Here is a 14,876-nt window from a genome sequence, read left to right as displayed (position 1 = left end):
CATCTCTTGAGGACCGGCCATTACTCTCACTGGCAAGATAACCCTGGCGATCAGACCGCCATCAGATCCTCTTCCTTGGTCTTCAGCATTGACTCAACTTCAGCAACATAGCGGTCCGTCAGCTTCTGGATGGCATCTTCGCCTTTGCGCTCGTCGTCTTCGGTGATTTCCTTTTCCTTCAGCAGCTCTTTGATCATGCTGTTGGCATCACGGCGGGCGTTCCGAATTGAAACACGTCCATGCTCCGCATCCGCCTTCGCCTGCTTGACCAGCTCCCGGCGAGTTTCCTCAGTCAGCATCGGCATGGGTACGCGAATCACGTCGCCATTCGTTGCCGGGTTGAGCCCCAGGTCAGACGTCATGATCGCCTTCTCGATGGTAGGGACCAGGTTCTTCTCCCAGGGTGAAACCGCAAGCGTACGATTATCTTCCACGGTCACGCTGGCAACCTGCTTGAGAGGCGTATCCTGACCGTAGTAATTGACCATTACACTATCCAGAATGGACGGATGAGCGCGCCCGGTGCGGATCTTGTTGAATGCTGAGCCCAGAGCTTCCAGGCTCTTTTTCATCTTCTTCTCGGCTTCTGCCTTGATATCTTCAATCACGTCAGCTTCCTCAATTCGTTCGTCTGGTTCTGTCTCATATCCGACCTGAGGGCCGGCAACCATTATTCAATCAGCGTGCCGTCTCTTTCACCGGTCACGATACGGGTCAGTACACCCGGATTGTTCATATCGAATACCCTGAGCGGCATCCCATGATCACGAGCCAGGCAGATGGCCGTGAGGTCCATAACGCCCAACTTCTTGTCGAGAACCTCATCATAGGTCAGGTGATCATACTTTTCTGCGGAGGGATCAAGGTTGGGATCTGCAGAGTATACCCCATCAACCTTCGTGGCTTTTAGAACGGCATCGGCCTCAATCTCAATGCCACGCAGGCAGGCGGCTGAATCGGTGGTAAAGAACGGATTCCCGGTACCTGCACTGAAGATAACCACATCCCCTTCTTTCAGGTCCCGAACAGCGCGGCGGCGATCGTAGTGCTCGACAATACCACTCATTGGAATCGCAGACATAACGCGGGTGCGAATGTTTGAACGTTCCAACGCGTCGCGCATGGCCAGGCCATTCATCACCGTGGCCAGCATACCCATATGGTCACCGGTGACACGATCCAGGCCGGCTTCGCTCAGGGCCGCGCCACGAAAAAGGTTACCGCCGCCAATCACCAGCCCGACCTGAACTCCGATGCCGACAAGGGCACCAATTTCCAGAGCCATGCGGTCAAGAACTTTGGGATCAATACCGAAATCGTGCTCCCCCATCAGGGCTTCGCCACTAAGCTTCAGCAGAACACGCTTGTATCTGGGCTGGTTTTTCGAAGATGTCGGTGTCGGCATGCTGATCCCCTTTTCGTCTGTTGATATCCGGCGTTCAAAGCCCGCTGCAGGCTTGTATCTGACATACTCCTTGAAAAAGGGGTATCTCAGATACAAGCCCGCCACGAAAACCGGGAGAACCCGATTGACGTGGCAGACTCAGGTGGTGCCGTCGGCTTGCCGAACAGCACCGGAAGAAAGGGATCAGGCCTTGCCTGTACCAGCGGCAGCAGCCACCTCAGCGGCAAAATCCACTTCTTCTTTTTCAATGCCCTCGCCCACTTCCAGGCGAACGAAGCCAGACAGCTCACCGCCAACGGACTTGATCAGCTCGCCAACAGTCTGGTCCGGGTTCTTGACGAACGGCTGCTCAACAAGGCTGTTTTCCTTGAGGAACTTCTTGATGCGGCCGCCCATCATCTTCTCGACGATTTCTGCAGGCTTGCCTTCCATGTCCGGCTGAGCCTTGATGATTTCCTTCTCTTTTTCCAGCTCTTCTTCCGGCATGTCTTCCGGCTTACCAACGCGCGGGTTAACAGCTGCTGCGTGCATCGCAACATCACGAGCCACTTCAGCATTACCAGCGGTCAGGGCAACGACACAGGCAATCTTGTTGTTGCTGTGCACATAGCCGTCAACAACAGCGCCTTCAACTTTAACGACGCGACGAACAGTGATGTTCTCGCCGATCTTCTGAACCAGCGCTTCACGCTTGGACTCCAGATCGCCTTCCATCAGCTTGGCTACGTCGGTCTCACCCTTATCGAAGGCCACATCCAGAACGTCCTGAGCGAACGCCATGAAGTTGTCGTCACGAGCAACGAAGTCAGTCTCGGAGTTCACTTCCAGGATGTAAGCGACAGTGTTGTCGTCAGATACCTTGATCAGAGATACGCCTTCAGCAGCGGTACGACCGGCTTTCTTGGCAGCCTTCAGACCAGAAGACTTACGGAGCTCCTCAATTGCAGCGTCGACACTGCCATCAGCCTCAACGAGTGCCTTCTTGCACTCCATCATGCCAAGACCAGTGCGCTCACGCAGCTCTTTGACCATTGCAGCGGTAATTGCAGCCATGTTCAATCCTCTTAAACGGTTCCGAATTCGGTGGGAGGCGTGCCCGGAGACACGCCTCCAGGCAAACCTTACATATCTAACGTGAAGCTAACGCGTCACTCAGCGGCAGGAGCAGCGCCTTCCGCATCTTCGCTAACTTCAACAAACTCGTCAGTGCCTGCGCCAGCAGCCTGAGACGCTTCCAGACAGGTGTCAGCAACCGCTTTCACGTAAATCTGAATGGCGCGAATCGCGTCATCGTTACCCGGGATAACGTAGTCAACACCGTCCGGATCACTGTTGGTATCAACAACACCGATAACAGGAATACCCAGCTTGTTCGCTTCTTTAATAGCGATACGCTCGTGGTCTACGTCGATTACAAACAGAGCGTCCGGCAGGCCGCCCATGTCCTTGATACCACCGATGGAGCGCTCAAGCTTGTCCATCTCGCGGGTGCGCTCAAGAGCTTCTTTCTTGGTCAGCTTGTCGAAGGTGCCGTCTTTGCTCTGGGCTTCCAGATCACGGTAGCGACGGATGGACTGACGGATGGTCTTGTAGTTGGTCAGCATACCACCCAACCAGCGGTGGTTAACGAACGGCTGACCAGCGCGCTCCGCTTCTTCTTTAACGATCTTGGCCGCAGCACGCTTGGTACCAACGAACAGGATCTTGTTCTTGCTCTCTGCCAGTTGCTGAATGAACTGCAGGGCATCATTCATCGCTGGAACAGTCTGCTCCAGGTTGATGATATGAATCTTGTTACGGGCGCCGAAGATGAACTTCGACATTTTCGGGTTCCAGTAACGGGTCTGGTGACCGAAGTGAGCACCTGCCTTCAGCAGGTCACGCATATTTACCTGAGCCATGATATTTACCTTTTAGCTTCGGGTTAGTCCTCCACGCGTCCGATTGCCCCAACCAGCCTCATTCAATTATGGGGATGGCACCCTGGGACAACGTGTCGACACGTGTGTGAATTTGCCGGATTCGTTTCCAGCGGGCGCGTTTATACCATAAACGAGCACCGCAAAGCCATTACTTTTAACAACAAGCTTCCTTGTACCGCAGCACTCGGCCCCTTAAAATGCGGGTTTGATACAAATCAACGGGAAGCCCAATGCAGGTATCGATCAAGACTCCGGAAGAAATCGAGAAGATGCGCGTAGCCGGCCGGCTGGCCGCCGAAGTTCTGGAAATGCTGGACGAACACATCAAACCCGGCATCAGCACCGAGGAAATCGACCGGATCGCCCACGATTACATCGTTAACGTCCAGAAAGCGATTCCGGCACCACTTAATTACAAAGGCTTCCCCAAATCTGTCTGTACGTCGGTGAACCATGTCATCTGCCACGGCATCCCGTCGGAAAAGAAAGTTCTGAAAGACGGCGACATCATCAACATCGATGTCACTGTCATCAAAGATGAGTACCACGGCGACACCAGCAAGATGTGGATTGTCGGAAAACCCAAGCCAGGCACCGAGCGACTGATTCAGATCACACAGGAATGCCTTTATAAAGGTATTGAACTGGTCCGCCCCGGCACCCGTCTTGGCGATATCGGCAGCGTTATACAGAAGCACGCGGAGAAAAATCGCTACTCGGTTGTTCGGGATTACTGCGGTCACGGCATTGGCAAGGTCTTCCATGAGGAGCCGCAAGTCATGCATTACGGCAAACCTGGTACAGGCATGGAACTGAAAGAAGGCATGACCTTCACCATTGAGCCTATGATCAATCAGGGCAAGTACCAGACCAAACTGCTCCCGGATGGTTGGACCGTTGTGACCAAAGATCACAAGCTGTCAGCACAGTGGGAACACACTCTGCTCGTCACCGCAGATGGTTGCGAAGTTCTGACCAAACGTGCGGAAGAGTCGTTCTAAGTGGATCACAGCGACTTGGAATCCCGCATCAGCCAGGACGCCTCTCCGGTCCTTGCGGCCCGGGAGCTGTTGCGGGAGCGGTACAATGCCGATGCTGAGGCGTTTCGTCAGGGTACAGACGTGCGCGCGTTGGTGCGCTCCCGAGCCGATACCGTTGATACGGTTCTCCGACTGATCTGGAACCGATACCAGTTCGCGTCATCTCGCGATATTTCTCTCATCGCCGTCGGCGGTTACGGTCGCGGCGAACTACACCCCCACTCCGATATCGACCTTCTCATTCTCACCCGAAGCGGCATCGAGGAAGACTGGCAGGAGGACCTCGGCGCCTTTATCACGCTGCTCTGGGATCTCCGCCTCGACATCGGCCATAGCGTTCGGAGCATTCAGGAAAGTCAGGAAGCAGCCAAAGAGGATGTCACCATTCTCACGAACCTGCTTGAAACCCGAACCATTGCCGGACCCGACGAACTTCGCGAGGAGCTGAGCGAGAAGGTCTACTCTGATCAGGTCAGCACAGACCGCGACTATTTCATCGCCAAGCGCCAGGAACAGCAGGAACGGCACAAAAAGTATGGCGATACCGAATACAACCTGGAACCCAATGTCAAAGGCTCACCGGGCGCCCTTCGCGACATTCAGACCATCGGTTGGATCACCAAACGTCACTTCGGCCTTCAGAGCATCGCCGATCTCACGCGTTTCAGCATACTCACGGAAGAAGAACATCAAATTCTGTACCAGGGAGAAACCTTCCTCTGGCAGCTGCGTTACGGGCTCCAGTTGCTGGCGGACCGCAACGAGAACCGTCTTCTGTTCGATCACCAGCGCGCACTGGCACAAATGCTTGGCTACAGAGACGAGGGGATGCGTCTTGGCGTCGAGCTGATGATGCAATCCTACTACCGCACCGTGCTGGCTTTGGCGGAGCTTGCAGATGTCATCCTTCAATACTATGACGAGGCCATTCTTGAAACCGGCGCAGAGGACAACATCCAGCCACTCAACAAACGCTTCCAGATCCGGAATTATTATATAGAGGCGGTTAACAACCAGGTTTTCGCCTATTCACCCTATGCCATCATGGAAATTTTCGTTTTGATGGCACACCACCCCGAAATAAAGGGCATCCGAGCAACAACCATACGCTCTCTTCGCGCCCACCGGCACCTGATCGACGACGCGTTCCGATCAGACCTGGCGGTTACGACGCTATTTATGGAACTGCTACGCACGCCCCATGCGCTGGACCAAACTCTGTCCGCCATGAAGAAATACAACGTGCTGGGTCGCTACCTGCCGGAGTTCGGCAAAATCATCGGTCAGATGCAGCACGACCTGTTCCACATCTACACCGTCGATGCGCATACCATGCGGGTGATCCGCAACATGGTGAGATTGAACAGCGCCGAGGCCCGCACAGAGTACCCACTGGCTTCCCGGCTCTTGCATCGTTTGCCGAAACTCGAAACCCTGTTTATTGCAGGCCTCTACCACGACGTTGCCAAAGGCCGAGGCGGCGACCATTCCGAACTGGGCGCCATTGATGCCGAGGCTTTCTGCGAGAGACATCACCTGAGCGAAAGAGATACCCAACTGGTCTCCTGGCTGGTGGAAAACCACTTGCTCATGTCAATGACGGCTCAGCGCAAAGATATTTCGGATCCGGACATCATCCATGCGTTTGCACAGGCAATGCCCAGCCAGGCACACCTCGATTATCTCTATGTATTGACCGTGTGCGACATCAGCGCGACCAACCCGAAACTGTGGAACACCTGGCGAGCATCACTTTTGCGCCAGCTCTATATAGAGACCAAACGCGCACTCAGGCGAGGCACCGAGACACCGGTTAACCGGCAAGAGTGGGTCACCGCCACTCAATCAGAGGCGCGGGAAATCCTGCACGCCCAGAACATGACTGACGAGCAGATTGATCGTGTCTGGGCAACGGTGGATGAGGATTACTTCCTGCAGGATTCAACGGTAGATATTGCCTGGCAGACAGCCGCAATTATCCGTCATGGAGACAACCCGGACCCACTGGTCCTGATTCGGGACACCCGCGGGGGGCCTACCGATGGTTTCTCCCAGATCATTATTTACATGAAAGATCGGGTAGCGCTTTTTGCTGCAACCACCGCGGTTCTTGAGCAACTGAACCTCAACATCGTCGACGCCCGAATCAGCTCCAATGCCGGCCCCTACTCAATCAGCTCCTATGTCGTGCTGGATGAGAAAGGGCAGCCTCTCGGAACAGACCCTGCCCGCAAAGAACGCGTCTGCAAGAGATTGGTGGAAGAGCTGGATGATCCGGAAGACTACCCCGACATCATTCACCGCCGCACACCCAGGCAGCTAAAACACTTTGCGTTCCCCACCGAGGTCACCTTCTCCAACGACACCATAAACCAGCGTACCGTTATGGAGGTCATCACACCGGACCGACCGGGCCTTCTCGCTCGCATCGGCCAGGTGCTGCTTGAACATCGGGTACGGCTGACCAACGCAAAGATCGCCACGCTTGGCGAGCGGGTCGAAGACGTTTTCTTTATCACTGATGAGGACGGAGAACCCCTTCGCGACCCGGGCGTGTGTCACGAACTACAGCAAGATCTGTGCACCATGCTGGACGATATTCAATGAATCCAAACCTGGAAAGACTCCACCCCTACCCGTTTGAAAAGCTCGCAATACTAAAAGCCGGCATCAGTGTCCCGGAGCACCTGAGGCCTATTTCCCTGGGTATCGGCGAGCCCAAGCACCCGTCTCCCGACTTCGTGAAACAGGTGATTGCTGACAACCTCAGCAAACTGGCCAACTACCCAACCACCAAGGGCACCGACGAACTCCGGGAGGCCATCAGTGCTTGGGCAACCAACAGGTTTGCGCTCAAGCCGGGCAGCCTGAGCGCCACCGATAACGTGGTTCCGGTGAATGGCACCCGTGAGGCCATATTCTCCCTGGTTCAGGCTGTTGTTGATGCCTCAAAGGCCAACGCCACCGTGGTTAGCCCAAACCCGTTCTATCAGGTTTACGAAGGCGCTGCCTTCCTTGCAGGCGCGACTCCCGTCTACCTGCCATGCGATGGCAGCAACGGTTTTATCCCCGATTTTGACGCCGTCCCGGACGGTGTCTGGAGGAGTTGCCAGGTGCTGTTTCTCTGTTCACCCGGCAACCCCAGCGGCGCCGTCATCCCCCGGGAAACACTGGTCAAAGTTATTGAATTGGCCGATAAACACGATTTCATCGTCGCCTCAGACGAATGCTATTCCGAACTCTACCCGGACGAGAACAATCCGCCCGAAGGTCTGTTGCAGACCTGTGCGGCCATCGGCCGTGACGACTTCGCCCGCTGCGTCGTTTTCCACAGCCTGTCCAAGCGCAGCAATCTTCCGGGCCTGCGCTCCGGTTTCGTTGCCGGCGATGCCGACATTCTGAAGGGCTACCTCAAATATCGGACATACCATGGCTGCGCCATGCCGATCCACAACCAGTTGGCCAGCATTGCCGCTTGGCAGGACGAGGATCACGTGCGTGCCAATCGAGAGGCCTATCGGGCAAAATTTGAAGCCGTTGTGCCGATTCTTCGCGAGGTCATGGACGTTGATTTTCCTGACGCCGGTTTTTACCTGTGGCCCGTCACGCCTATGGATGATGAAACCTTTGCCCGGGAACTCTCGGCACAGAAGAACGTACACGTTCTCCCGGGTCGCTACCTCTCCCGAACCGTAGATGGCCACAATCCTGGCGAGAACCGGGTACGCATGGCATTGGTGGCGCCCGTTGAAGAGTGTGTGGAGGCCGCCCGTCGTATCGTTGACTTCGTAAAGGCGAATAAAGCATGAACATCTACGGCATCCGTAACTGCGACACCGTAAAAAAGGCGCGAAAGTGGCTGGACGAGCAAGGCATCTCGTACGAATTCCACGATTTCAAGAAAGAAGGTCTGGACGAGGCGCGTCTCAAAGACTGGGAAAACGCCGTTGGCTGGGAGCTTTTGCTTAATCGCAGAGGCACCACCTGGCGAAAACTTCCAGAGGAAGTTCGTGATACCATTGGCGCCCAATCTGCACACGACATCATGCTTGAGAACCACTCGATCATTAAACGACCGGTTGTTGAGCACGACGGCTCTGTTTTTGTCGGCTTCAACGCCGATGAGTGGGCCCAACAGTTTTCAAACGATTAAAGACGAATACATAGGAGCAACCACCTGATGAGTTTTGCATTCGGTATCGGTATCGGCACCCAGAACAACCAGGGCGAATGGCTGGAAGTCTTCTACCAGCAGCCGGTCATGACACCCGACAACACCCTGATAGAGGTGGTTCAGAATGCTCTGAATTACCAGGGCGGCAACCAGGCAATCAGCGCAACTGCTGAGCAACTGGCCCAGCTGGCAAGCGCCCTTCGCCAGGCCGGTCAGAACGACCAGGCCGCTCTGGCCGAGAAAGCCTCAGGCAGCTCACGCCCGGTGGTAGTGACCATTCTGGAGACTGACGACACAGCATCCAGCACGCCGGAGGTGTACCTGAAGCTGCACCTGATCTCTCACCGCATGGCCAAACCCCATGGCCTGAAACTGGACGGTATTTTTGGCCTGCTGCCGAACCTGGCGTGGACCAACGAAGGTGCCGTTGACCTGAACGAACTGCAGGAGCGTCAGCTCCAGGCAAGAATTGAAGGCCGGACCCTGGAAGTCAAATCCGTGGACAAGTTCCCACAGATGACCGACTACGTTGTACCTAAGGGTGTTCGAATTGCAGATACCTCCCGTGTGCGCCTGGGCGCCTACGTTGGTGAAGGCACAACCGTCATGCACGAAGGTTTCATCAACTTCAACGCTGGCACCGAAGGCACCAGCATGATCGAAGGCCGCATCTCGGCCGGCGTTATGGTTGGCAAAGGCTCCGACCTCGGTGGTGGCTGCTCTACCATGGGTACCCTGTCTGGCGGCGGTAACATCATCATCTCTGTGGGCGAGAACTGCCTGATCGGTGCCAACGCCGGTATCGGCATTCCGCTCGGTGACCGCTGCAAGGTCGAGGCTGGCCTCTACATCACAGCCGGTACCAAAGTTGCCCTCCTGGACGACAACAACGAACTGGTTGAAGTCATCAAGGCACGGGACCTGGCCAACAAACCGGATCTGCTGTTCCGTCGTAACAGCCAGACTGGCGCAGTGGAGTGCAAAACCAACAAATCCGCCATCGAGCTGAATGAAGAGCTGCATGCAAACAACTGATTCCAAGACCATTGATCTGGCTATCGACCTGATCCGTCGCCCATCCGTTACTCCGGATGATGCTGGCTGCCAGGAACTGATGATGTCGCGGCTGGCGCCGCTGGGATTCAACGGTGAAAATCTGCGCTTTGGCGAGACCGACAACCTCTGGGCCCGTAAGGGTTCGGAGGGGCCGGTGTTGGCGTTTGCAGGACACACCGATGTCGTGCCCACCGGCCCGGAAAAGAACTGGGCTCACCCGCCGTTCGAGCCCGTCATTCAGGACGGCTACCTGTACGGTCGGGGCGCGGCTGACATGAAAGGCAGCCTTGCTGCCTTCATCACCGCCTGCGAACGCTTTGTGGCGAAGCACCCGGATCACCGCGGGTCGATCGCCCTGCTCATCACCAGCGACGAGGAAGGTCCGGCACAGGACGGTACCGTCAAGGTCGTGGAAACGCTTGAGGCGCGCAACGAGAAAATGGACTGGTGCCTGATCGGCGAGCCCTCAAGTACTCATGACGTGGGTGATGTCATCAAGAATGGCCGCAGGGGTTCCCTGCATGGCTACCTTACCGTCAAAGGCATTCAGGGACATGTGGCATACCCTCACCTTGCGGAGAACCCGGTTCATTCCGTAGCCCCGGCGCTGGATGCGCTGGCGAAGGAGTTCTGGGATAACGGGAATGACTTCTTCCCGCCCACCACGTTCCAGATTACTAAAATAGAATCAGGAACAGGCAGCAACATCATTCCCGGTGAATGCACGGTGCATTTCAACTTCCGATACTGTACCGAAAACACGGCGGAGAGCCTGGAAGAGCGCGTGGTTGCGATCCTGGATCGGCACAACCTCAAGTATGACCTCCAGTGGCACCTGAGCGGTCGCCCATTCCTCACCGACAAGGGTGCGCTGGTATCTGCAAGTCAGGAAGCGATTCGCGCTGTTACGGGCCGTGAGACCGAGCTGTCCACCTCCGGTGGTACATCCGACGGCCGTTTCATTGCGCCGACCGGCGCACAGGTGGTTGAGCTTGGCCCGATCAACGCAACCATTCACAAGGTAGATGAATGCGTAAAGGCGGATGATCTGGACACGCTTTCAGACATCTACGAGCGTATCCTGATAGAACTTCTCGCCTGACCGAAGCAATCAGTAGTGGGGAGGAGGCGTTTCCTCTTCCTCTCTTCTGATATTCGACGGCGACACTTCCTTCAGCTGCTTGTGCAGTAATTGCTTCGCCTCCCACAATTCTCTCAACTCCAGCTCCTGTTTCGCCACCTGTTCACTCAAGGTGTTGATGAGATCGTCCTGGAACGCAACACGCATTTCCAGCTCATCCATCCGGGTTTCGAGATCTTTCTGTGTCATGGGTTTGGTCAGTACTCAGTGTAATCTGGTAATATTCCGCTTTTGCCGCCCTCGCCGTAATTTTTCCGGAGATGGCGGTTTTCACCGGCCGGAGTCGTGAGTTTACCTGATATCCGGTTCTTTATCGTTAGCGTTAATAAAATGGAGAAGTTTCAGTAAATGCGTAATCCAGCCAAAGCGATCCTTGTCGCCATCCTGATCGCCATTCCTGCCCCGCTCATCCTGGCTTTTATTCTGACATCCACGCCAGAACCGCTTCGCCTCATTGCAGCAGGTGAAGTCATTGAAGCTCTTGGTAGCACCCGGGGCATCGCGGCTTACATCATCACGCTGGTGCTTTTCGGTATTGCCGGTTTCCTTGCTGTGGCCATCGCCAGCAAGCAGCAATCTGCACAGAGCAGCCCCCGTCGCGCCCAGTCACGCCCGCAGCGTAACGCGGATGAGGACGAAGGTGACTACGATGAGAGCAGCCCGGAAGGCGATGAAGAGGGCACAGTAAAGTGGTTCAACGTCAAAAAAGGCTTCGGCTTTATCGTTCGTGATAGTGGGGACGAGGTGTTTGTGCATTTCCGCGCCATCCGCGGCCGCGGTCGTCGTGTGCTTCGTCAGGGCCAACTGGTGCGCTTCGATGTCGTTGAGGCCGATAAAGGCCTGCAGGCAGACAACGTATCCATCCTGAGTGACTGATTCACTCAGTCAAACTAAAAAGGCAGCCTTCGGGCTGCCTTTTTCAATTCCAGACGACCAGCTGCTCTCCACGCTTATCCAGGCGCCACCACTTCTCATCCTCTACCGGTTGCCCTTCCTGCCATTCCCCGGAACTACACCGGATTTCCGTGTCCATTGAACGCCAGGCACTTCTCGCGCAGTCCAGATCGCTGTTCCACGGCAACGCATCCCCCTCAATCACCAAAGAGGTGTAACGTTTACCGAATGCACCGGGATAAAGGGTAATCCGGATGCGAGTGCCGTCATAAAGCGCGCTGCCTTTCATAACCGAAGAGACATCGCTGTCATCAAGTTCCAGTTCATCCAAGTGATTGCCGAGCCACTGCGATACTCCGCCAGCCTCTAAATCACGCACATATATTTCAAGATCCTGCACTTATGGGGTCTCCGTCCTGATGTTCTCGATGCAGCACATAGTGAACCGGCCCGGGGCGGGCTGCAACCCATCGTTCAAGTTCGCGCCGCAGGTCCTCAATCGTCAGACGACGAAGTCTGTTGGCCGACTTCCTCTCCTGCCAGGCGACGTCTGCCGCCGTTTGCTGAAGCCGTAACTCATCCAAAGAACCATCAAGATCTGACACAGGTTCACCCCGCGCCAGGGCAACCAGCTTTTGCCGGTTCAGGGAATCCTCTCTGCCCGCCATCACCAGACTCTCGCCGGGGCCCCGACGAGCAAGCATATCGAGCCGGGCAGCCGCACGTTCCACCCACTGCAGCATGCCGCCCGGGCTCGCAACACAACGGCTCTGACGAGTCGCAGCGTACTGTATGACCGATTGCGGAAGCTCGACATTCCAGCGTTTTTCGATCGCTGCCTGGTGTGCCACCAGGATCGTCTTGCGGTGCGCCGGACTGCAGGAGGGCATATCAAAGACATCAAAGCTTCTTCCCAGCCAGCGGGACAGCACCCTTTCTTCACCATCACTGGACGTTGGGCCGATTAACAGCATTGGCCCCTGCCAGGACGACACAAGCTCCGCAGACACACTCTCAGGCTTGCTCATCAGTGCCATCAGATCAGAGGGAGAGGTGTTATCGAGAATCAGCACAGGCCAACGGGCGTCATTATCCGATGGAACAACCGGGACATCACTGGCAAGCACATCGGACTCACGGCGTAAATCCAGTTCCAGGGTGTCCAGATTAAGCACCGACAAGAGATGTTGCAGCCAGCAGGATTTGCCGGAACCCCGCTCCCCTCTGACCCAGACAAAGTTGGAAGGATTGGCCGACAGTGTCACGCCAACCTCTTCGGCAAGTGTTACCCAAGCGGGTTCGGCGACAACAACAGGAGCGCTGGTATGATCCTCAATATCCCGGGATACACCGGGGTCACTACTGCGGGGCCATTGTTGCACAAGCTCCAGGACGGCGACATAGGCCTTACTCTGCAAGCGTTCGACCTTGTGCGTAAGAACCTCTAGCAGCACTGGCCAATCCAGCCAGGGGGATTCGTTGATCTGGCGAGCGGATGCAAACCAGTCAATCAGCTGCGATGACAGCAGCCCCTCACCCCCGACTTCAGTCACAATCGGCTGTTCACATTGAATCGTGCGGACCAACTCATCCATATCGATCCCGCAACTGCGCAGAAAGCTCGCAACTGAAGGACAATCATCCAACAGCGCCAGCAGATAGTCCTCAACCGTTATCACACAGCCACCCCGCCGCTCGACGTCTCCCCTGGCATTGACCAGGGCCGTCTGGCAGTGGGGAGCCAGGCATCCTTGCCACTCCTCCATAACTCACTCCATGTTGTGTTGGTTATATTCCTTCTAGGCTAGCCGTTACCAGGAACCCGTATTCTCCATGCTGACCCAGGGTTCCTTCGCTGGTAACGCATCCCCTTTCTGCAACAACTCAATTGATATGTTGTCAGGCGTCCTGATAAACGCCATGTAGCCGTCCCTCGGTGGACGATTAATCGTCACCCCGTTTGCCCGCAGGTGCTCACAAATCGCGTAGATATCGTCGACGCGATAGGCCAGGTGACCGAAGTTCCTGCCGCCGGTGTACTCTTCCGGATCCCAGTTATAGGTCAGCTCAACCATTGGCGCCTTGTCTTCGCGCGCACGAGCCTCATCCCCCGGGGCTGCCAGAAAAACCAGGGTAAACCTGCCCTTTTCGCTGCTCTTCCGGCTGATTTCCTTCATGCCCAGCAGATCACAAAAGAAATGCAGGGTATCGTCCAGGTTACTCACCCGAATCATCGTATGCAGATATTCCATAACAGCTCCTCAATACAGGTGACGAACCAGAATAAGGGATTCACCCTCGCCTTCCGGACAGTTTACGGTATTCTTGGGCCATGGAACTATCCGACCAAAACCGAAAACTGGTGGCATTTCACAATCCGGCCATTCGCCACCTGGCCTGGCTATGCGGCGCACCGCAGCTGACTCAGTCATCGATGACCTTTCAGCCATCCAGCTACCTGCCAGAGGACTACCTCGATATTCTTCTGCAATGGGACCGCAATCCCGACCTCGGGCCAACCATCCTTAAAGAGCCTCCGAAACGCCGGCTGGGCTTCTACTTCGAGCAGCTTTATGAGGCCCTGCTCACCGACCTTCTCGGCTGGAAAATCTTGCTCAAGAACGCCCAGATACAGTCCGGCGGGAAAACACTGGGCGAACTGGATTTCGTAGTACTCAACACCACGGATGATCGCATTGAGCATCACGAAATCGCGATCAAATACTATCTTGGCGTTACCGAAAGTGATGGCAAGAACTGGTGGTACGGCCCCAACGCCCGGGACCGCCTGGACCTGAAAACCCATAGCCTTCTAGAGCATCAGAGTCAGAGGACCCGAGAACCGGAAACCCAGGCGCTCCTGCAAAAACACCACATAGACGCGCAGTTGACGGCCCGAGTGTTCATGCCAGGCTACCTGTTTTACCCAAACACCCCAGCAATCGCCGCCCCTTCAAGCGCGCCCCGAGATCACCTGCGAGGCCGCTGGGTGTATGCCAGCGCAACGCCCTATGAAGACACCTCGTGCTGGGTGCAACTGCTCAAGCCCCACTGGATAGGACCCTGGACTCAATCACAACGCCCTCTTGAGAGCGAGTCCGCGAAAGCCTTGGCGCTGATTGAGCAGGACAACATCCCGAGGCTCTTCGCCAAACTGGCCTACGATGAAGCGCTCCAGCAATGGTGCGAGGTGGAGCGAATTTTTGTTGTTCCTGGCTCGTGGCCCAATGCCTCCCCAGGATAG

The 14,876-nt window shown here is 55.8% G+C and carries 16 protein-coding genes; 8 read left to right on the top strand and 8 right to left on the bottom strand.

From position 1 onward, the window contains the following. Window positions 1-50: 50 nt before the first annotated feature. The 4 genes from frr to rpsB form a co-directional block, all read right to left on the bottom strand. Window positions 51-608, bottom strand: coding sequence for a ribosome recycling factor (frr, locus tag D777_RS01675; protein ID WP_036128259.1), 558 nt, complete (start codon window positions 606-608; stop codon window positions 51-53). A gap of 62 nt (window positions 609-670) precedes the next feature. Beyond that, window positions 671-1,405, bottom strand: a complete 735-nt coding sequence (gene pyrH, locus D777_RS01670; RefSeq protein ID WP_036128173.1) for a UMP kinase — start codon at window positions 1,403-1,405, stop codon at window positions 671-673. 183 nt (window positions 1,406-1,588) lie between these two features. After that, on the bottom strand, window positions 1,589-2,458 hold the full coding sequence (tsf, locus tag D777_RS01665; RefSeq protein ID WP_036128171.1) for a translation elongation factor Ts: 870 nt from the start codon (window positions 2,456-2,458) through the stop codon (window positions 1,589-1,591). Window positions 2,459-2,553: 95 nt separating this feature from the next. Beyond that, window positions 2,554-3,306, bottom strand: a complete 753-nt coding sequence (gene rpsB / locus D777_RS01660) for a 30S ribosomal protein S2 (protein ID WP_036128168.1) — start codon at window positions 3,304-3,306, stop codon at window positions 2,554-2,556. A gap of 251 nt (window positions 3,307-3,557) precedes the next feature. Between rpsB and map the strand changes: the two genes are divergently transcribed. The 6 genes from map to dapE are packed head-to-tail and all read left to right on the top strand — an operon-like array spanning window position 3,558 to window position 10,699. Further along, on the top strand, window positions 3,558-4,328 hold the full coding sequence (map, locus tag D777_RS01655; RefSeq protein WP_036128165.1) for a type I methionyl aminopeptidase: 771 nt from the start codon (window positions 3,558-3,560) through the stop codon (window positions 4,326-4,328). After that, complete coding sequence (locus D777_RS01650) at window positions 4,329-6,974, top strand: [protein-PII] uridylyltransferase (RefSeq protein WP_036128163.1); 2,646 nt, start codon at window positions 4,329-4,331, stop codon at window positions 6,972-6,974. Further along, window positions 6,971-8,176 (top strand): succinyldiaminopimelate transaminase, encoded by a 1,206-nt coding sequence (gene dapC, locus D777_RS01645; RefSeq protein ID WP_036128161.1) that lies wholly within the window; start codon window positions 6,971-6,973, stop codon window positions 8,174-8,176. Before D777_RS01650 ends, dapC begins: the two co-directional genes overlap by 4 nt. Beyond that, complete coding sequence (locus D777_RS01640) at window positions 8,173-8,520, top strand: ArsC family reductase (RefSeq protein WP_036128160.1); 348 nt, start codon at window positions 8,173-8,175, stop codon at window positions 8,518-8,520. Before dapC ends, D777_RS01640 begins: the two co-directional genes overlap by 4 nt. A gap of 27 nt (window positions 8,521-8,547) precedes the next feature. Beyond that, entirely contained in the window at window positions 8,548-9,576 is a 1,029-nt protein-coding gene (gene dapD, locus D777_RS01635) for a 2,3,4,5-tetrahydropyridine-2,6-dicarboxylate N-succinyltransferase (RefSeq protein ID WP_036128159.1), read from the top strand. After that, window positions 9,563-10,699 (top strand): succinyl-diaminopimelate desuccinylase, encoded by a 1,137-nt coding sequence (dapE, locus tag D777_RS01630; RefSeq protein WP_036128156.1) that lies wholly within the window; start codon window positions 9,563-9,565, stop codon window positions 10,697-10,699. Before dapD ends, dapE begins: the two co-directional genes overlap by 14 nt. 9 nt (window positions 10,700-10,708) lie before the next feature. Here dapE and D777_RS01625 read toward each other — a convergent pair whose 3' ends face one another. Beyond that, complete coding sequence (locus D777_RS01625) at window positions 10,709-10,927, bottom strand: SlyX family protein (RefSeq protein WP_036128152.1); 219 nt, start codon at window positions 10,925-10,927, stop codon at window positions 10,709-10,711. A gap of 159 nt (window positions 10,928-11,086) precedes the next feature. Here D777_RS01625 and D777_RS18290 point away from each other — a divergent pair, with 159 nt between their 5' ends. Further along, a complete protein-coding gene (locus D777_RS18290; protein ID WP_036128149.1) occupies window positions 11,087-11,614 on the top strand; it encodes a cold-shock protein in 528 nt (175 codons plus the stop codon). A gap of 43 nt (window positions 11,615-11,657) precedes the next feature. Here the strand turns inward: D777_RS18290 and D777_RS01615 are convergent, their stop codons facing one another. Genes D777_RS01615 through D777_RS01605 form a run of 3 tightly spaced genes read right to left on the bottom strand, consistent with a single transcriptional unit; the run spans window position 11,658 to window position 13,884 of the window. Continuing rightward, window positions 11,658-12,032, bottom strand: a complete 375-nt coding sequence (locus D777_RS01615; protein ID WP_036128146.1) for a hypothetical protein — start codon at window positions 12,030-12,032, stop codon at window positions 11,658-11,660. Continuing rightward, window positions 12,019-13,398, bottom strand: a complete 1,380-nt coding sequence (locus tag D777_RS01610) for a hypothetical protein (protein ID WP_036128143.1) — start codon at window positions 13,396-13,398, stop codon at window positions 12,019-12,021. The genes D777_RS01615 and D777_RS01610 overlap by 14 nt, the downstream gene beginning before the upstream one ends. A 45-nt stretch (window positions 13,399-13,443) precedes the next feature. Then, complete coding sequence (locus D777_RS01605; RefSeq protein ID WP_036128140.1) at window positions 13,444-13,884, bottom strand: VOC family protein; 441 nt, start codon at window positions 13,882-13,884, stop codon at window positions 13,444-13,446. An 80-nt stretch (window positions 13,885-13,964) separates the two neighbouring features. On the opposite strand from D777_RS01605, the gene D777_RS01600 reads away from it, so the two are divergent. Further along, window positions 13,965-14,876 carry a DUF1853 family protein gene (locus D777_RS01600; RefSeq protein ID WP_036128136.1) on the top strand — a complete coding sequence of 304 codons (912 nt, stop codon included), beginning with the start codon at window positions 13,965-13,967 and terminating at the stop codon, window positions 14,874-14,876.

The organism is Marinobacter nitratireducens, from assembly GCF_000708045.1.
GTDB classification, from domain to species: domain Bacteria; phylum Pseudomonadota; class Gammaproteobacteria; order Pseudomonadales; family Oleiphilaceae; genus Marinobacter; species Marinobacter nitratireducens.
The sequence above is the reverse complement of the archived record's forward strand: the minus strand, read 5'-3'. Positions and strand labels throughout refer to the sequence as shown.